15 protein-coding genes are annotated in these 18211 nt (G+C 36.7%); 13 read left to right on the forward strand and 2 right to left on the reverse strand.

Annotated features, from left to right (window positions below):
* The first annotated feature begins 175 nt into the window (after positions 1–175).
* The 7 genes from pseB to pseI are packed head-to-tail and all read left to right on the forward strand — an operon-like array spanning position 176 to position 7919.
* Complete coding sequence (gene pseB, locus RM573_RS04550; protein WP_311578904.1) at positions 176–1177, forward strand: UDP-N-acetylglucosamine 4,6-dehydratase (inverting); 1002 nt, start codon at positions 176–178, stop codon at positions 1175–1177.
* A complete protein-coding gene (pseC, locus tag RM573_RS04555) occupies positions 1174–2322 on the forward strand; it encodes a UDP-4-amino-4,6-dideoxy-N-acetyl-beta-L-altrosamine transaminase (protein WP_311577944.1) in 1149 nt (382 codons plus the stop codon). The genes pseB and pseC overlap by 4 nt, the downstream gene beginning before the upstream one ends.
* Positions 2319–3209, forward strand: coding sequence for an aldo/keto reductase (locus tag RM573_RS04560; protein WP_311577946.1), 891 nt, complete (start codon positions 2319–2321; stop codon positions 3207–3209). Before pseC ends, RM573_RS04560 begins: the two co-directional genes overlap by 4 nt.
* Before the next feature lie 46 nt (positions 3210–3255).
* Positions 3256–4017, forward strand: a complete 762-nt coding sequence (locus tag RM573_RS04565; protein WP_311577948.1) for a cytidylyltransferase domain-containing protein — start codon at positions 3256–3258, stop codon at positions 4015–4017.
* On the forward strand, positions 4014–5306 hold the full coding sequence (locus tag RM573_RS04570) for an aminotransferase class III-fold pyridoxal phosphate-dependent enzyme (RefSeq protein WP_311577950.1): 1293 nt from the start codon (positions 4014–4016) through the stop codon (positions 5304–5306). Before RM573_RS04565 ends, RM573_RS04570 begins: the two co-directional genes overlap by 4 nt.
* A 2-nt stretch (positions 5307–5308) precedes the next feature.
* Positions 5309–6844: a UDP-2,4-diacetamido-2,4,6-trideoxy-beta-L-altropyranose hydrolase gene (pseG, locus tag RM573_RS04575; protein ID WP_311577952.1), complete on the forward strand. Its 1536-nt coding sequence runs from the start codon at positions 5309–5311 to the stop codon at positions 6842–6844.
* A 22-nt stretch (positions 6845–6866) separates the two neighbouring features.
* On the forward strand, positions 6867–7919 hold the full coding sequence (gene pseI / locus RM573_RS04580; protein WP_311577954.1) for a pseudaminic acid synthase: 1053 nt from the start codon (positions 6867–6869) through the stop codon (positions 7917–7919).
* A 62-nt stretch (positions 7920–7981) separates the two neighbouring features.
* On the opposite strand, the gene RM573_RS04585 is transcribed toward pseI, so the two are convergent.
* Positions 7982–9745, reverse strand: a complete 1764-nt coding sequence (locus tag RM573_RS04585) for a B12-binding domain-containing radical SAM protein (RefSeq protein WP_311577956.1) — start codon at positions 9743–9745, stop codon at positions 7982–7984.
* Between the two features lie 269 nt (positions 9746–10014).
* Here RM573_RS04585 and RM573_RS04590 point away from each other — a divergent pair, with 269 nt between their 5' ends.
* From RM573_RS04590 to RM573_RS04615, 6 genes are all read left to right on the forward strand, one after another.
* The gene (locus tag RM573_RS04590; RefSeq protein ID WP_311577959.1) at positions 10015–12159 is read left to right on the forward strand and encodes a GSCFA domain-containing protein; all 2145 of its coding nucleotides are present in this window, start codon (positions 10015–10017) and stop codon (positions 12157–12159) included.
* A 163-nt stretch (positions 12160–12322) separates the two neighbouring features.
* Entirely contained in the window at positions 12323–13720 is a 1398-nt protein-coding gene (gene fliD, locus RM573_RS04595) for a flagellar filament capping protein FliD (RefSeq protein ID WP_311577961.1), read from the forward strand.
* Between the two features lie 27 nt (positions 13721–13747).
* The gene (gene fliS, locus RM573_RS04600) at positions 13748–14164 is read left to right on the forward strand and encodes a flagellar export chaperone FliS (RefSeq protein ID WP_311577963.1); all 417 of its coding nucleotides are present in this window, start codon (positions 13748–13750) and stop codon (positions 14162–14164) included.
* A gap of 3 nt (positions 14165–14167) precedes the next feature.
* On the forward strand, positions 14168–14491 hold the full coding sequence (locus RM573_RS04605; protein ID WP_311577965.1) for a hypothetical protein: 324 nt from the start codon (positions 14168–14170) through the stop codon (positions 14489–14491).
* A 16-nt stretch (positions 14492–14507) separates the two neighbouring features.
* Complete coding sequence (locus RM573_RS04610; RefSeq protein WP_311577967.1) at positions 14508–16628, forward strand: motility associated factor glycosyltransferase family protein; 2121 nt, start codon at positions 14508–14510, stop codon at positions 16626–16628.
* 70 nt (positions 16629–16698) lie between these two features.
* Positions 16699–17676, forward strand: a complete 978-nt coding sequence (locus RM573_RS04615) for a hypothetical protein (RefSeq protein WP_311577969.1) — start codon at positions 16699–16701, stop codon at positions 17674–17676.
* Between the two features lie 22 nt (positions 17677–17698).
* Here RM573_RS04615 and RM573_RS04620 read toward each other — a convergent pair whose 3' ends face one another.
* Entirely contained in the window at positions 17699–18151 is a 453-nt protein-coding gene (locus RM573_RS04620; RefSeq protein ID WP_311577972.1) for a flagellar protein FlaG, read from the reverse strand.
* Positions 18152–18211 lie beyond the last annotated feature (60 nt).

Raw genomic sequence — 18211 nt, forward strand, 5'->3', positions numbered from 1 at the left:
CTTTATGATTCGCTGATTAACTCAAATAATTTTATAATAAAATTCGATTAAATATGGCTAAAACATTGTATTATAGAAAGATTCAATGGATAGTAATTAACGTAATTTATTTGAACAATAATCAGATACATCATCCGTTACATAGGGCAAAGCAAGAAGGTTTTCAATGACAACTATTTTCGACAATAAAGTAATTTTAATTACTGGTGGTACAGGTTCGTTTGGCAAGCTTTATGTGAAAACATTATTGGCTCGATATAAACCGAGAAAAATCATTATTTTTTCACGAGATGAATTAAAGCAGTTTGAAATGCAGCAAGTTTATAATGATCCATGCATGCGTTACTTTATTGGTGATGTTCGTGACGGACACCGTTTACGTCGTGCCATGCGAGGTGTTGATTACGTGATTCATGCCGCCGCCTTAAAACAAGTTCCGGCAGCTGAATATAACCCTATGGAATGTATTAAAACCAACATTAATGGCGCCGAAAATGTCATTGAAGCCGCTCTTGATAACAATGTTGAAAAAGTTATCGCCTTATCGACTGATAAAGCCGCAAACCCAATCAATTTATATGGAGCAACAAAACTCGCATCAGATAAGTTATTTGTTGCAGCAAATAATATCAGCGGTGGACATAAAACCTCTTTTTCCGTGGTTCGTTATGGCAATGTTGTTGGTTCTCGCGGCTCGGTAGTGCCATTTTTTGAAAGTTTAGTTAAAAATGGCAGTGATCATTTGCCTATCACTCACCCGAATATGACCCGCTTTTGGATTTCATTACAAGGTGGAGTTGATTTTGTTTTGAAAAACTTTTTGCGAATGTTAGGCGGTGAAATATTTATTCCCAAAATACCGTCTATAAAAATAACCGATTTAGCCACGGCAATTGCCCCTGATTTACAACAAAAAACCGTCGGTATTCGCCCAGGGGAAAAATTACATGAAGTGATGTGCCCTGCTGATGACTCTTATCATACTTATGAATATGAGGATCATTTCGTGATCGCGCCAAGCATTAATTTTAGTAGTCGTAGTAATGATTTTACCAAAAACGCTATTGGTGAAAAAGGTAAATTAGTGACTCAAGGATTTGAGTACAATTCAAATACTAATCCAGATTTTATGTCTGTGGAGCAAATTAAAATTTTTAATTATGAGGCACATGAATGATCCCTTACGGTAAACAAAGTATTACCACAGAAGACATCAATGCCGTTACTGATGTTTTACAGGCAGATTTGATCACTCAAGGCCCATTAGTTCCAGAGTTTGAACAATCCATTGCTGATTTATGCCAAGCTCAATATGCTACTGCGGTAAGTAATGCGACGGCGGCTTTACATATTGCTAATTTAGCCTTGGAAGTTGGAGCAGGCGATATCGTATGGACAACCCCGATTTCTTTTGTTGCCTCGGCTAATTGTGCCCTCTATTGTGGCGCTACCATTGACTTTGTCGATATTGATATAAACACCGCCAATATTTGTCCTATTCAATTACAAGGAAAATTAGCAAAAGCTCAGCGGGAAAATCAATTGCCTAAAGTGTTAGTTGTCGTACATATGGCAGGAGCAAGTTGTAACATGCGCGCCATTGCTCAACTGGCTAAACAGTATCATTTCAAAGTTATTGAAGACGCTTCTCACGCTATCGGAGGAAAATACCTCGACCAACCTATCGGTAGTTGTCAGTATTCTGATATTACGGTTTTTAGTTTTCACCCAGTAAAAATTATCACCTCAGGTGAAGGCGGCATGGCGCTCACGAATAACCAACAATTAGATAAGAAATTAAAACGTTTACGATCTCATGGAATAACGGCTGATCCAGCAGCTATGACCCAAGAAAGCCATGGGCCATGGTATTATGAACAAGTTGAATTAGGGTTTAATTATCGCATGACCGATATTCATGCGGCCTTAGGATTAAGCCAGCTAAACCGCTTAACCAGTTTTGTACAAAAACGGAACGATATTGCCAAAAGATACGATAATGCATTTAATCATACGAATGTTATGCCTATCAAGCCTGAATCAGACTGTTACAGCGCCTATCATTTATATTTAGTGCGATTGCCAGAAATGTCACTTGCCGAACAAAAGCATTTATTCGAAAAACTAAGAGGTGATAAAATATTTATTCAAAAACATTATATTCCTATATATTTACAGCCTTATTATCAACAATTCAATTTTGACCCTGCTGATTACCCGCAAGCCCAAGCTTATTATCGAAGTGTGATCACTTTACCTTTATACCCTGAATTAGATATAGCTCAACAAGACTATATTATCGATAAAATTTTACGCTTATGATGAAGCTGGCATTAGGCTGTGTACAATTTGGTCTCGCTTATGGTGTAACCAATAAAATGGGTCAAGTGCCATTGACTGAAATTGAAAAAATATTGGCTTGTGCGAAACAAGTGGGTATTAACACGTTAGATACGGCTGCAGCGTATGGCAATAGTGAGCAAATATTAGGGCAATTAGCCCTGACCAATAGTTTTGATATCGTCACCAAAATCCCCACATTATCAAACGGTGACACTCAAAGTATTCATGAAATCGTAACAGAGAGCTTAGCGAAACTTAATGTTCAATGCCTTAAAGCATTAATGTTTCATAATGCTGATGACTTACTCACGAGTAATGGTTCTTTATATTACCAAGGAGCTAAGCAATTCAAGGCTGATCAAACCATCGCTCAACTAGGTATTTCTGTTTATCATGTTCAGCAATTATCTACATTACTTAATCAATTTTCATTCGATATTGTTCAGCTTCCCGCAAATTGGTTAGATCAACGATTTCTGACCACAAAGCTGCTGAACCAACTTTCAAATAAACACATTGAAGTGCATGCTAGATCCTTATTTTTACAAGGCATATTGATACAACCATTCGAAGAATTACCCGATTATTTTTTACCGTTTAAGGCGTGGATAATGGCATTTCATGCACTTTGCCAGCGCTGTAACTGTCAACCCTTAACCTTAGCTTTAGCACTTATTCATCTACATCCAATGATCGATAAAGCCGTTGTCGGTTGTTGTTCGCTACAACAATTAGAAGAAATAATCGAGCATTACCAAAAAGCAGAACAACTCACACATCAATACCATGAATTATTAACACGAGTAGGCGCAAATATTGCTTCTGATGAACAGGAGCTAATAAACCCGAGTCTTTGGTCGATATAAATAATAACTCGCTATAACTAATCAAGATAAAGTAAACGACAATATCATGACAATACATGCAATTTTACAAGCAAGAATGACGTCAACACGTTTGCCCGGTAAAGTGTTAAAAGAAATTTTGGGGCAACCCATGTTAAGCAGACAAATAGAACGCTTACAGAAAGCTTCTATGATAGATAAAATCATTATTGCTACCAGTAATGAACCAAGTGATGACCCTATTGCCCTACTTTGTCAACAACTCTGCATTCCCTGTGTTCGAGGCAGTCTTCATGATGTACTAGGGCGTTATTATTTAGCTAGTCAAACCTATCCAAGCCAACATGTTGTTCGCATTACCGGTGATTGTCCGTTAATTGACCCTGCGATTGTCGATCAAGTCATTCAATTACATTTAGAAAAACTTGCGGATTATACCAGTAACTGTCTTCATCAAAGTTTTCCAGACGGTTTAGATATAGAAATTTTCACGCAACAAGCACTGATACAAGCGTATCAATTTGCCAAAAAGCCTGAAGAACGTGAGCACGTCACCCCTTATATTTATAATCACCCCGAACAATTTTCACAAAGGGAATTATATTACCCGCACGATCTTTCTTTTCATCGTTGGACCGTTGATCAACCCGAGGATTTCACGTTAGTGAACAAAATATACGAACAGCTTTATCCTGAAAATCCAAACTTTGCTTTAGCTGATATTTTGCGACTTATTGAACAACAACCCTCATTGTCCAGCATTAATGCCAAACACCCCCGCAATGACAGTTTGCTTTCACCTACAACGCGACAAGAAGTTCAATCATGAATAAAAAAACTTTTCAGCAATCGCTCACTTTTTTAAACCGCGCCGAAAAAAGTATTCCGCTAGGCTCCCAAACCTTTAGTAAAAGTAAAGTCGCCTTTCCAAAAGGTGTAACCCCGCTTTTTATCAATCAAGGTAAAGGGTGCCAAGTATGGGATTTAGATGGTAATCAATTTACAGATTATGTCAGTGGCTTGTTAGCGGTTTCCATCGGTTATTGTGATAATGATATCGATCAGGCAGTGATTGAACAGTTAAAATCTGGCGTGAGTTTCTCATTGCCACACCAATTAGAAACCGAAGTGGCGGAACTCATTATCGATTCAGTTCCATGTGCAGAAATGGTTCGTTTTGGTAAAAATGGTACAGATGCAACGTCTGCGGCTATTCGTTTAGCGCGTGCATACAATCATAAAGAACATATCGCGGTATGTGGTTATCATGGTTGGCAAGATTGGTATATTGGCTCAACCACTCGAGATCTTGGCGTTCCTCAATCAACGAAAGCGCTCACCCATAAATTTGAATATAACAATATTGCTTCACTTACTGCGATATTTGAGCAATTTCCAGATCAAATATCTGCAGTCATGTTAGAGCCGATGAATATTGCTTACCCAGAGAAAGACTTTCTTGAACAGGTAAAAACCTTATGTCAGCAACACAATGCAGTGTTAATTTTTGATGAAACCATCACAGGTTTTCGATTTTCTATCGGCGGTGCACAACAATTATTTGGAGTTACGCCTGATTTAGCGACTTTTGGTAAGGGAATGGCAAATGGCTACCCTATTTCGGCGGTCGTAGGAAAGCGTGAAATAATGACATTAATGGAAGATATCTTTTTTTCGGGTACCTTTGCTGGGGAAACTTTGTCATTAGCGGCTTCTAAAGCGGTATTAACCAAGATGAAAAACGAAAAAGTTTTGAGCCATATTCACGCTATGGGTGAGTTATTACACACTCAGTTGCAAGCGACTATCGACCAGTATCAGGCGCACAAATGGTTGAGTATCTCAGGACACCCAAGCTGGTTATTTTTCATGATCAAAAGTTGTGGTGGTTATTCGGATCTACAATTAAAATCCTATTTTATACAAGAGATGATACAACAAGGGATACTGATCAATGCTAGTCATAACTTAAGTTATGCTCACAAAGAAAAAGACATCCAATTACTAGTAAGTGCATACAAACATGTTATTCCTTTAGTGAATGATATGATCAAACAACAAGATTTTGACCAACGTTTTCATGGCGAAGTATTACAACCGGTTTTCAAGGTACGTTAAACATGCATATTGCTTTTCGAGCCGACGCTTCAGCAAAAATCGGTACCGGCCATATTATGCGCTGCTTAACATTAGCTGATTTGCTAAGCCAATATTACCAATCACGACAATCGAACAATGTACCACGTTTAATGATCAGTTTTTTATCTGCGCCATTACCCCAAAGTCTTCAACAAAAAATTATCACTGCCGGCTATCATTATCGTGAACTAAAGTTAGATAAGCATGATCATTCACAAGAACACGATGCTTCCTGTTGTCATACATTGTTAAAACGCTTACCAAAAATAAATTTATTAATCGTCGACCATTATCAACTAGCAAAAAAATGGCAACAATTACTCACAGCAGATTTCGATAAAATCATGGTGATTGATGACTTAGCTAATCGTCAGCATCAATGCGACTATCTTCTCGATCAAACCTTTGCTCGTCGTAGTCAAGATTATCAGCCATATGTTAATAGTCATTGCCTTACATTTATTGGTCAGCACTATATTTTGCTGCGTGATGAATTTTTATCTGCTGTAAAAACTGCAGAAAAGCGTCGCGCAAGTACTGAAAAAATAGACAATATTTTAGTGACTATGGGTGGTATGGATGAAGACAACGCCTCGACAACCATTATCAATTATCTCATTGCGCTTAGGACACAAGAACAGCTAAGTTTTAATGTAACTATAGTGCTAGGCAGTCAAGCGCCTAATTTAGCGTCATTAATGGCATTAATCGAACCCTATCAATGGATAACACTGCAGATCGATAGTAATTCGATGGCACAATTAATGTTATCCGCTGATCTAGCTATAGGTGCAAGTGGTACTACCGCATGGGAAAGATGTAGTTTAGGACTTCCTACTTTAGTGGTTATTATGGCGGACAATCAAAATTTAGTTGCCAGTAACTTAGCTAAGCAAGGTGCCGTCATCAACCTTGGTGATTTTCAATCACTAAGTTATTTCAAACTTGAACAAGCATTTTTACAGTTAACTGCCAGCCCTAAAGCGTATCAAACCTTAGTTAGACAATGTTTTGACACCATTAAACAAAGTAAAGTATCAACAATGCTTGATATCATTATGACTTCAATCAAACTGGCCCCCGCAACGAATGACGACAAAGACATTATATTCAGTTGGCAATCAAACCCCGATATACGACGCTTTTCAAGAAACAATCAAGCCATTCCTTATCAAGAGCATTGTCAGTGGTTTAGTCAAGCGATAGCAGATCAAACAAGACATATTTACTTAATTCAACAATGCTCAAGCTCTGAACAAGCCAAAAATGCAGGCATGATCCGCTTTGATGAAATAAATGCTCGCGAAGTTGAAGTGTCTATTTTAGTCGCGCCTGATATGCAAGGTAAAAAAGTAGCACTTAGAGCATTATTTGCCACACCTAAAATATTTAAACAAAAGACTATCCATGCTTATGTCCATCCAGATAATATTGCATCGCAACACTTGTTCCGTAGCGCGAATTATCGTCAAATAGCAGACGATCACTTCATATTATCGTCAGAAAATAATCAGTGAGTTAACCTGTGAGAGTAAAATAATGCTTAATCATGAAATATCTATCAATGGCCGTAAAATAGGGAAAAATCATCCTCCATATATTATTGCCGAAGTTTCAGCCAACCATAATGGTTCAATTGAAAAGGCGTTGCAGACTATTTCTATGGCTAAAAACATGGGGGCTGATGCGGTAAAAATACAAACCTATACCGCTGATACAATGACCATAGACAGTGAATTAGATGATTTTAAGATAAAAGGCGGATTATGGGATGGCCATAATCTTTATCAGCTTTATCAACAAGCTCATACCCCATACGAATGGCATCAAGAATTATTTGAACATGCCAAGAAAATTGGCATTACATTATTTAGTACGCCGTTCGACGACAGTGCCGTTGATTTATTAGAACAACTCAATACCCCAGCTTATAAGATTGCTTCATTCGAATTAACCGATATACCATTAATTACCCGCGTTGCAAAAACGGGGAAGCCTATGATTATGTCAACGGGTATGGCTAATGAACAAGAAATCACTGAAGCTGTGACTGCCGCGACGCAAGCAGGTTGTCAGCAACTGGTATTATTACATTGTATCAGTGCTTACCCTGCCCCAATTGCCCAATGCAATTTAGCAACTTTAGTAGACATTGAACAACGATTTAACACATTATCCGGACTTTCTGATCACACATTAAGTACGACTGTCGCCATCACGGCTGTTGCATTAGGGGCTTGTGTGATAGAAAAACATGTGACATTAAGCAGAGAAGATAAAGGACCTGATTCAGAATTTTCTATCGAGCCAGCGGAATTAAAAAACTTATGTCAGGAAAGCCGTATAGCTTGGCAAGCTATTGGAAGTGCTGGCTATGAACAAAAACAAGCAGAACGTGATAATGTTAAATTTAGACGTTCCATCTACTTTGTTGAAGATATCGCTAAAGGAACAACTATCACAGCTAAACATATTAGGCGTATTCGCCCTGGTTTTGGTTTGGCACCAAAATATTTTCAAGAAATTATCGGCAAGGTAACGACTGAGGATATTAAAAAAGGCACGCCGACAGAATGGCGATTATTTAACTAAAGACTAGTAAGAATCTCGCGTGATAAGTTTTCACTTATCACGCGATTCAATACGATTAACGCTTAAGCACCGCTTCCTGTCAGTAACATTTCTTCGTTATAAACGTCGATTAACGCTAAAACAATCGTCTGTTTCATTTCAGTTGTAATCGCCAGTTTTAATAGTTTGCTAAACAAAGTAGGCACTTGCACATCTAGATCTAAAGTCGTGAGTGCCGAATCTTCTGCAATTAAGTCAGCTAACGAGGTCGTTGGTAATGTCGTATTAGATAATTGTGCGACAGTAAGTTTAGTTAGCTCATTTAAAAAGACATTCCCCAATTCAGTTTGCGCTTCGGCAAAATAAATAACCGGATATAAGCCTTTGGGTAACATAAGATATAAATTAAACGTAGAACGAAGGCCAAGCAATTCGTCTGACGACATTTCAGAGAAACCTAAGGTATGGCCAATATCAATGGTTGGAATATTTCCTTCACCATCGCGTAATGGAATTTTTTGTTCAACGGCAATTGGCGTGCCATGATAAGGATATAATACATAAGCATTCGCGGCGTTAGAGCCAATTTGTCTGTTTAACTCAATCGTTTCAAAAACATTTTCTCGTGTTTCGCCAGGGAAACCAATGATGTTAAAAGTCGAGACACGAATCCCATAACTTTGCGCCATTTTCAGTTTTTTCACTACGTTATCATTTCGATAAAAACGTTTCACGGAACGTCTAACTTCATCGTTGCCACTTTCAATGCCGACACTCATCGCGACACAACCCATTTCAACGGCAAGCTTAACTTTGTCTTCACGAATAGTATTAGGCATTACCGAACAACCAAACATAATGTTTAGCGGTGCAATTAAATCACGCAATTCTTCTAAGTGGCTGATTTGTGGCATTAAAAACGTATCATCAACAAATTTAAACCAAGTGGCATTAAACTGTTCTTTTAACTCACTTAGTTGATTAAAGGTGACTTGCGGATCTTGAATTCTAAAGTAATTTTTACGACCACCGGTTATCTCAGCAATCGTAGGGTCGACACAATATGTACATTGCATTGGACAACCGCGCGCTTGAGAATAAAAAGAGCCTTGATAAATTTCACCATCAAAAGGTCTAAATAAGTGACGAGAGTCAAACAATCCCCAATCAGGAGTCGGTAGATCGTTTAATTCAACACGAGGGGCAATAGGATTTTTGATAATTTTGCCATCAGGGAGTTTAAAATTCATTGACTTAACATGGAAATAATCTTCGCCTTTATCCATTAAATCTAACAATTCTAAAAAGGTATCATCCGCTTCCCCGACACAGGCAATATCGATGACATCTTGCGCCAAACAATCGTCACTTGCGATAGTTGGATGAACACCACCAACAATCACTTTTGCGTCATAAGTCACTTTACGTAATAAATTTACCGCCGAATCAAACGTTGCTGTCATCGTTGATAACGCGATCACATCCGGTTTAAATTCGTCGATTTTTTTCTGTAATTCATCTTCTAGAACAACATAAGGATCATCACGAATTAAGTCGTCCATACTGTACGCTGTTTCTTTAAACAAACCGGCAGATTGTTTCCCAGCCAGTTCGCTATTTTCTTCGTCATCAATAGGAACATCAAAGACATCACCCGCTGAAGCGTTTTTACTATCATCATTGACTTCAAGGTGATGACCATCATTTTTATCTTTAGTTTTTAAAAACGTAGTATCAAATAAATCAACGGTATGACCTGCTTTTTTAATAATGGCACTTAAAATTGAGATTCCCGCGGGAATTCCATAGTTTAAATACTTTTCTGGATGAAAAAATAAAACTCTCATGATTGTCCCTCAATCTATAAGTTGTTACCAATTGCTCTTAATCATTAAATAAAGCAATTTATGAACCAACATTATCAAAAAATTACTACCGTATATTGAAGCAGTAAAATAGACTTTACTAAACTTCGATCAACATAACCATTATCTTACTTGTTATCTTCTGTTTGGTCGAAAACTTTAATTTATTTTGAAATACGCCCCTTATTTTATGGCATAAAGTATGCTTAAAATTAGACAATAACGTTGCAAAAAAGGCGAGATAAGAAACAATGAAATCTATCAAAAAAGTGAATTTATTTCATGGCGCTTCCGAACATGAGATCACAACAACCATTGAAGATGAAACTTACCACTTAATGCCTGATGCTCATTATAATTTACATAGTTATTTTGAAAAAAAACACCGTTATGCCGAATTAAATAGCATCGCGAAAAAAGCCTTTACCCGCGAAAGTGATTTGATCGACAGTGAACTTAATCATCATCATCAAATGCATTATAAACATGCTATTCCTGCTGATTTATGTCAAAAATTTATCCAACAAGTACTTGAAGATAAAACAGCATTTAATCACCATAAAGTTATCACGAGCATTTTGGATCTGATCCTTGATAAAAATTTAGATCAAGTGCTGAGTTCATATTTTAACAGTGAATATACACTGTCTTGGTACTCGTACCTTGAGACGTTACCTGATAGAGAAAATCGCTCTTATTCATCCTATTGGCATTGCGATGGTGGACCAGAAAATCATTTAAAAATATTAATCTATTTAAACCCTTATAAAGAACATTTAGGGAACACAAAATTTTTAACGAAGGAAACCACAGATAAATTAAAAAAAGTTGGTTGTTTATTTAATGACATTGAAAAAAGAACTGAGAATTTAGCCCCGTTAGCAAATGCAAAAGGCATTGAACTAGAAGAAATCATGTATGAAAACATTGAGGCAGGTGATGCCTTAATTTTTAATCCAAATCAATTAGCTCATATTGGAAAAATTCCAGAAACGGGAACTCGTCATGTTCTTCAATTGTGTTTTATCCCTTCTCCACTTCATTGGAAGGATACCATTAATCATGCGGCCCCGATCCAAATTGGTTGTCAGCCTTTTGAAGGATTAGCAGAAAAATTATTAAATTATTATGATAAAAGTGCGCATCAAGTACCTGATAATATCATGATCCCAGATGACGGCACTATCCAATCAAGCATGCAATTACGTTGGTTAATAGAAAATATTTTTCCCGACAAAGTCTTCGCGGAAACGATGTTTACACGGCTGATTGAATTAGATCCAAAACTAGAATATTTGCATGCGTATGACAATGTCTTTGAAACATTAAAATTATCGTTTAGAGACAGTATTAATTGGGGCGGCGAAATTGACCGTGAAGACATAGAACACTTAGCGCAATTAACCGAATATTTAAACGAGTTTACCCATAGTTGTGAACGATATGCGCCCACCAACAAACCGAATCATAAAGCGATTTATTGGCCGAACCCTGAGCACGAACATCACCCCTCTTCAAAATATCAGGTTTTACCTTACGTCAAAAAGTACCCCATCATGGATAAATCGACACCGATTGGCTCTGCGGGAAGTTGTTTCGCGTTTGAAATTGCTCGAGTTTTTCAAGAGTCGGGGTTCAACTATGTTGTCACTGAACGTAATGATGATCCCATGTCAGGAGTATTGGTTGATGGTTATTCACCAGGTGATCAATATGCAAAATTTTGTGCTAATTACGGCATTTTATTTAACAGTATCAGTTTTAAACAATTAGCAGAAAAAGCCTTTGATACTAAACCCATTAAACAACTATTATTTCAACAGCCACAAGGATACTGGGTAGATCCTTACAGAGAAGGCGTCGCATTTTTAGATAGACAAAATTATTTACTTGATTACCCACAGCATATAAATGCCACAAGAAATGCGCTAGAAATGGCCGAAGTATTTATCATTACCTTAGGTTTGAACGAATGTTGGGAGTTTAGAGATGGTACGGTATTATCTAGAAACCCGCGTGATAATATGTATCCCTATGTGAAACATAAAACGCTGAGCGTGCAAGAAAATATTGAGAATATACAAAGCTTTTTCGATACGATTAAAAAATTTAACCCTAATTTTAAGCTCATCATTAGTATTTCACCTATTCCATTTCTTGCAACAGGTCATGGTGAAACCAAGCATGTTATTACAGCCAATACTCACTCAAAAGCAACATTAAGAGTTGCCGCAGAAGAATTAGTAAACAACAACGAAGATATCTATTATTTGCCAAGTTATGAGTTAGTAACCGAATGTATCGAAGATGCTTGGGATAATGATCAAAGACATGTCAAACGAAGTACCGTAGAAAAAGTTGTTGAAATGTTTAAAGACATTTTTGTCAAAACATAATAGTTCGCTGGGCTGGTAACAAAATAACTTTGCAATGCTAAACAGTATTCAAGTTTTACTAATACTTGCCGATATAGTAAAACAAGTCATACTTTATAAATAAAGTTCAGTCATTAATAACCAATATTCAGTCAGTTTTATGAGTATTTAGAGGAAATTCACTATGACAGGTATCACATCAGCAGGCGTTGGTTCTGGTTTAGATTTAGAAGCAATTATTGAGGTAACTGTTAATGCTGAAAATCAACCTAAAGTTGAAGCATTAGATAAAAAAGAATCATCATTAGACATAAAATTGACGGCACTTGGTCAAATGAAATCTGACATCAGTGCATTAGAAGATGCAATTGAAGCTTTGTCTGATATTGAAAATTTTAATAAAAGATCTGCGACAGTGAGTCAACCAACCAATGGCGACGTTATTTCGGTTTCAGCAGAAAGTACTGCAACGGCTGGAAATTTTGAAATTGAAGTGAAACAACTTGCTCAGGGGAGCCGAGCGGTTCAAGATGACGCAAATTCTTACAGTTCAACAACCGATGTGGTTACAGCTTCCGGCGGAACGCTAACCTTAACGGCAGGTGCTAACACCTTCGACGTGACTTTAGCGGCGGGTGCCACTTTAGAAGATTTAAGAACAGCAATTAATGAACACGCTGATAATTTTGGACTGTCTGCCAATATAATAAACACTGGCGGTGCTACGCCTTTATCTAAATTAGTGATCACCTCATCAGAAACCGGTACAGGTAATGATCTTGTGATCACCAATAATACCGCTGAATTAGATAAAGTTTCGACGGTTGCCAACGGTGGTGGCAACGGTGGTTTAGTGATAGCAGCAACCGACCAAGCACAAGATGCCATTATTCTAATAGATGGCATCACAACAAATAGCAGCACCAACACTTTTACCAATACCATTCAAGATATCACCATAACCGCGTTAAAAGTAGATACTGAAAAAGCATCGTTAACCGTTGATACTGACAAAGAAGCGGTAAAAGAAACCATCGAAAGTTTTGTTGATGGCTTCAACACTGCAATGAATACTTTAGATCAAGTGGTGACTTCGAGAGTTACTGATGGCACGGCACGTGGTTTAAGAACAGCCTTGATCAATCAAGTAAGTAGCATAGTATCTGGTGCTGGCTCACTCACCAGTGTTTATGACTTAGGCTTATCATTAAATAAAAATAATGAATTAGAAATAAACAATACAGGTGTCAATACCTTAGAAGATAGTTTAAATGAAAATTATGATGATATTGGCAACTTGTTTGCCGGTGCTGGGGGGATTGCGCAAATTTTAAATGATACCGTTGAGTTATACACAAAGTCTGGCGGTATCATTGCTCAACAAGAAGATTCTGTTAATCAACAATTAAAAGATGTAGAAAATGATCGAGAACGGCACGAATATCGCATGGAACAATTTGAGAAACGATTAAGAGAGCAATACGCCTCGTTAGATGTATTAATCGCCTCAATGAGAGCACAAGGTACTGCGGTTACTTCGGCACTATCTAACTTACCAGGCTTTTCAAGTGGTAAAAGCTAACGATCATTAACCTTAGGAATTATGATTATGAACAAGAACTTACAAGCTTATGGCAAAGAAAATATTAAAAGCCAAATAGCAGGAGCAGACTCATATACAATTATTAAAATGCTGATGCAAGGGGCTTTAGATCGTCTAGCTCAAGGCAAAGGTTTCCTTGAAAGAAAAGATCTTCATGGTAAATCTAAAAGCTTATCTGGCGCAGCCGCCATTATTAAGGCGCTTAACGAGTCGTTAGATTTTAATGCTGGCAGTGACGCTGTCGAAAATTTGTCAAGTCTTTACGAATATATGGATGAGCGTATTTCTGATGCAACCATCAACAATACCACAGACCCAATTGTTGAAGTTATCTCGTTATTATCAGAGATAAAAAGTGCATGGGATGAAATACCTAGTTCAGAAGTAGAAAAAGCGTTAGCGATTCAAGCTAGTCAAGGTTAACGTATGCCTGACTTATTTCACCAGCGATTATCAGCTTTAGAGCAGTGTGAAGTAAACTTAATGAACTGCTTTGACAATGAAGATTGGGACGCAGCTCTGGCTATTTCAGAAAAAAGAGCCGCGCTCATCTCAGATGTCATAGATTCCATAGGCACTTGTAATGATGAGCAACTCATTCAAGTAAGAAAATTATTAGAAAAACTTGCCGCATCAGAACATAATTTCATCTCAACAGCCTCTGAGAATCAAAAAAACATTGCGGCACAATTAAAAAAAATGAAAGATGCCCAAAAGGCGTCAATAGCCTACCAGGCATGTAAAGAATAAAGGTGGTAACCTAAAAATGTCATTTTCAGATGATTATAATGAGCTATTAAATTCAGCAGAAAAAAATCTCGAAAAGTTAAAGAAAAAACATCAGTTAGAGCAAGAACTTGTCGAAAAAATGCAAAGCAAGTTCGATAAAAATATTATCGCCTTTCAAAAGTATTATCCTGATATTGCAGAGAAGTTTAAACAAGATGCGCCTCAAAATTTACCTTTCTTCTGTGCGCCTTCCGGTGATGCTAATATCTTATTTGGTCCTGATAATGCACCACTCTATAGTGAAGATCCTGTTTCGCAATGTAAAACTCAAATAGACATAGAAATCGCAAATCCTAAGTTTAGTTCACTCAGTTTTACCCTAGAAGATAAAGAGAATAGAGAAGATAATTTTATTCATTCCAAATATCTAAACCAGATCCATGATGTTTATTTGGAAAACAAAGAAAAACTTGAACCACTAAAACAAATGCCAGATCACATAGGCAGTATGATCGTTTTTGGTATTGGCTTAGGTTATCACTTAGACTATTTGATTGAAAAAATAACCATTGGTCACCTCTATTTATGTGAGCCAAGTTATGAGCTGTTTTATGCTAGTTTGTATACTTGTGATTGGTCAATGATTTTAAAAACTTTAGATGAGCGAAACGGCTATTTACATCTTCACATTGGTGTCAGTTACGAACAGTTTACCACTGATTATATTAATGAAATTAAAGATAAAGGTTCATTCAATTCCGTCAATGCTGTCCTTATTCAACATTATCCTTCGAAAGAATTACGACAAATAATCGATCGATTTTGTGAAGAGTTTCACCTAGTAGCTATCGGCTGGGGATTTTTCGATGACGGTGTTATTAGCATCGCTCACGATTATGCAAATGCGAAAAACAACATCCCTGTCCTTAAACGAGATGTTGCTTTACCAAAGAAATGGCAAAATACTCCTGCTTTCGTGGTGGCAAATGGTCCTTCATTAGATGCAACGATAGAAACAATTAAAGCCTATGAAAAAGATGCCATTATTTTCAGCTGCGGTTCCGTTTTACCTAGTTTGATCGCACATAACATCATTCCTGACTTTCATATAGAATTAGAACGAACAAAGCTTACCTTTGATTACTTAAATGATCTTATTGATCATGAACATATGAAACAGCTTAACTTCTTAACGTTAAATATCATGCATCCAGATTGTCCACAGCTTTTCAAATGGACAGGTATTGGCTTTAAACCAACAGAATCTTCTACGATAATTGCTTGTGATTTTATTAATAAAAATAAAGATTTTGTACAAATGAAGTTTTCTAATCCTGCGGTGGCCAACACAGGAATGTCGTTTGCCTGTTATATGGGATTTAAAGATATTTATTTATTTGGCGTAGATAACGGATATAAAGACAGAGAGCATCATCACTCTAAAAAAAGTTTGTATTACACTGATGACGGAAAAGAAAAAGAGGCCATTGGTGATATCGTTAGAGCGGGCGAAATTGAAGTAGAAGGCAATTTTGGAGAACCTATCCTTAGTACCGTTTTTTTCAATACCAGTAACTTTTATGAAGGCAAGCTGTTAGAAAATTTCCCGCAGGTAAATTGTTATAATTGCAGTGACGGCGCCAAAATTGAAAACACCTATCCTTTAAGAGTTGATGATATTTTACTGGCTAAATCGAACGCAGATAAGTCAGAATTAGTGGAATACCTAAAGGCTAACGTTTTTATTGATCGTGAATTCTCAGAAGAAATCTATAAAAACTGTATTGCTGTAAATATGTTTGATGAAATATGTGATAATTTGGTGTCATATTTAGATAAAGAATTTGATTCTCGTGCTGAAGTTCTTGAACAATTAATGCAACAAGTTCGATATCTACATTCATTTGCCTATACCCCTTACCGTCATATATTCTTTATGTTGGAAGGGTCATTAACATATATTCAAACGATGTTCAGATTGATGTTATTTGATTTTGCTGATGAAAAAGCCACCTTACAATGTGTCCATCAAAGCATCGAAATTTTTAAAACTTATATGCATGAAGCGAAAATTAAATATGCTAACGTATTAGATGAGGTTGATAGCCATAATTATAATGTTATCAGTATGTTTAAAGAAAAAGATACCGCTGAATAACGCAACGGACAAACGCAAGCCTATAACAATATAAGCTTGCGTTGAAATTTTACAAATTAGAGAAAGCTCCTTGAAAATCATACCCGCTAATGATCCAAAGTTTATTCGTTATAAAGCTGATTTACTTCATCATAGCAAAGATATTTCACCTTTATATCAAGAAACTAACAGCCGTTATTATCGATGTTATTATCAAGATGACTTGGCTGATATGTCTTTTTGTATTGAGTTAGGCTCTACAGCTGTATTGTTAGTATTATTAACAGCCCCAAATAATAACCTGATCAGTTTTATTAATATGCCAGTGCAATTTGTTTGGCATCATCAAATCAGCGAGCAACAAAAAAAAGGCGCCAATAAAGTCGCCATAAAACATCTAAAACAATTGATGGCAACATCAAATGCTAGTATTTTTTATCAAGAGTCTAGTCAGTGTTCATTATCTGAATTCGGTCAATTTTTATTAAAACAGCATTATCATATTCAACCTTTTTTTTCGCAAAAAATATCATTAACACTTGATGAACAACAAATTTTTGCTGGTATAAGAAAAATATTTCGGGCAAATATTCGCTGGGGCGAGGAAAATTTACGTTTTAACATTATCGATAAGTCTACGTTAACACCAGGTGATATTTTCGATTTTCAGCAGTTACATATTCAAGCTGCCGGAAAAGAAACAAGGAGTGATGAAAGCTGGAAAATTCAAGAGCAAATGATTGTTGCCGAAGAAGCATTTGCTATCTATGGATATCTTGACAACAAACTCGTCTCTACAGGGTTATTTCCTTACAACCAGCATGAATGTTATTACGGGGTTGGCGCATATGACCGAGCATTATTTGATAAACCCTTAGCGCATGCCTTAGTATGGTTAGCGATAAAACATGCAAAAGGGTTGAATTGCCAGTATTTCAATTTTGGAGAAAGCCATTTCCCCGGTATAGAAACCCAAGGAGGTTTACCGTCAGAAAAAGAATTAGCAATTGCTCATTTTAAGCAAGGCTTTGGTGGCAATTTTCAATCTATTTTACAGTTTAAAGGGTAAAATGAGTCAAAGTATTGTCATATTACACTTTAGAATCAAATAAAATACCTTTTGTAGAAGAAAGCTCATCTAACAGATCATTAATTTTATTGGCCACTTGCAAAAATTCTTCCGACGGAATCTGACGAATGACTTCGTCTGTATCTTTATCGACTACCTTAACGACAACATCACCTGAGTCATCAACAATATCAAAATTTAGATGCCGATTTTGTACCGAAAATATATTTTGGTTATTTTCTAATAAAGATTGGATCGCTTTCGCAGCGTCTTCACTTTCTTTTTTTTGTGTTTCACGGTCATTCAGTTGTTGCGCACTAATGTTTTCATTCACCAAAGATTGGGTAGTACTTTCTGAATGGGCAACATTTTGCCCCTGTATTGATTGATTATCAGACGAATTATTACTCAATTCACTTGAACGTTGAACCTTACTTAATATATCGCCTTGCTTAATCACTATATCATTATTCATATCATCCTCACGAACAAATATAGCGATGAGTTAAAATAAGCTCTCCACAGTTACTTACTT

Source organism: Thalassotalea castellviae (assembly GCF_031846185.1).
In the GTDB taxonomy this organism is placed as follows: domain Bacteria; phylum Pseudomonadota; class Gammaproteobacteria; order Enterobacterales; family Alteromonadaceae; genus Thalassotalea_H; species Thalassotalea_H castellviae.

Excerpts from the sequence above, each read along its gene's own strand:
- pseC (WP_311577944.1), top strand. The coding sequence starts at position 1,174 with ATGATCCCTTACGGTAAACAAAGTATTACCACAGAAGACATCAATGCC.
- RM573_RS04560 (WP_311577946.1), top strand. The coding sequence starts at position 2,319 with ATGATGAAGCTGGCATTAGGCTGTGTACAATTTGGTCTCGCTTATGGT.
- RM573_RS04565 (WP_311577948.1), top strand. The coding sequence starts at position 3,256 with ATGACAATACATGCAATTTTACAAGCAAGAATGACGTCAACACGTTTG.
- RM573_RS04570 (WP_311577950.1), top strand. The coding sequence starts at position 4,014 with ATGAATAAAAAAACTTTTCAGCAATCGCTCACTTTTTTAAACCGCGCC.
- pseG (WP_311577952.1), top strand. The coding sequence starts at position 5,309 with ATGCATATTGCTTTTCGAGCCGACGCTTCAGCAAAAATCGGTACCGGC.
- pseI (WP_311577954.1), top strand. The coding sequence starts at position 6,867 with ATGCTTAATCATGAAATATCTATCAATGGCCGTAAAATAGGGAAAAAT.
- RM573_RS04585 (WP_311577956.1), bottom strand. The coding sequence starts at position 9,745 with ATGAGAGTTTTATTTTTTCATCCAGAAAAGTATTTAAACTATGGAATT.
- RM573_RS04590 (WP_311577959.1), top strand. The coding sequence starts at position 10,015 with ATGAAATCTATCAAAAAAGTGAATTTATTTCATGGCGCTTCCGAACAT.
- fliD (WP_311577961.1), top strand. The coding sequence starts at position 12,323 with ATGACAGGTATCACATCAGCAGGCGTTGGTTCTGGTTTAGATTTAGAA.
- fliS (WP_311577963.1), top strand. The coding sequence starts at position 13,748 with ATGAACAAGAACTTACAAGCTTATGGCAAAGAAAATATTAAAAGCCAA.
- RM573_RS04605 (WP_311577965.1), top strand. The coding sequence starts at position 14,168 with ATGCCTGACTTATTTCACCAGCGATTATCAGCTTTAGAGCAGTGTGAA.
- RM573_RS04610 (WP_311577967.1), top strand. The coding sequence starts at position 14,508 with ATGTCATTTTCAGATGATTATAATGAGCTATTAAATTCAGCAGAAAAA.
- RM573_RS04620 (WP_311577972.1), bottom strand. The coding sequence starts at position 18,151 with ATGAATAATGATATAGTGATTAAGCAAGGCGATATATTAAGTAAGGTT.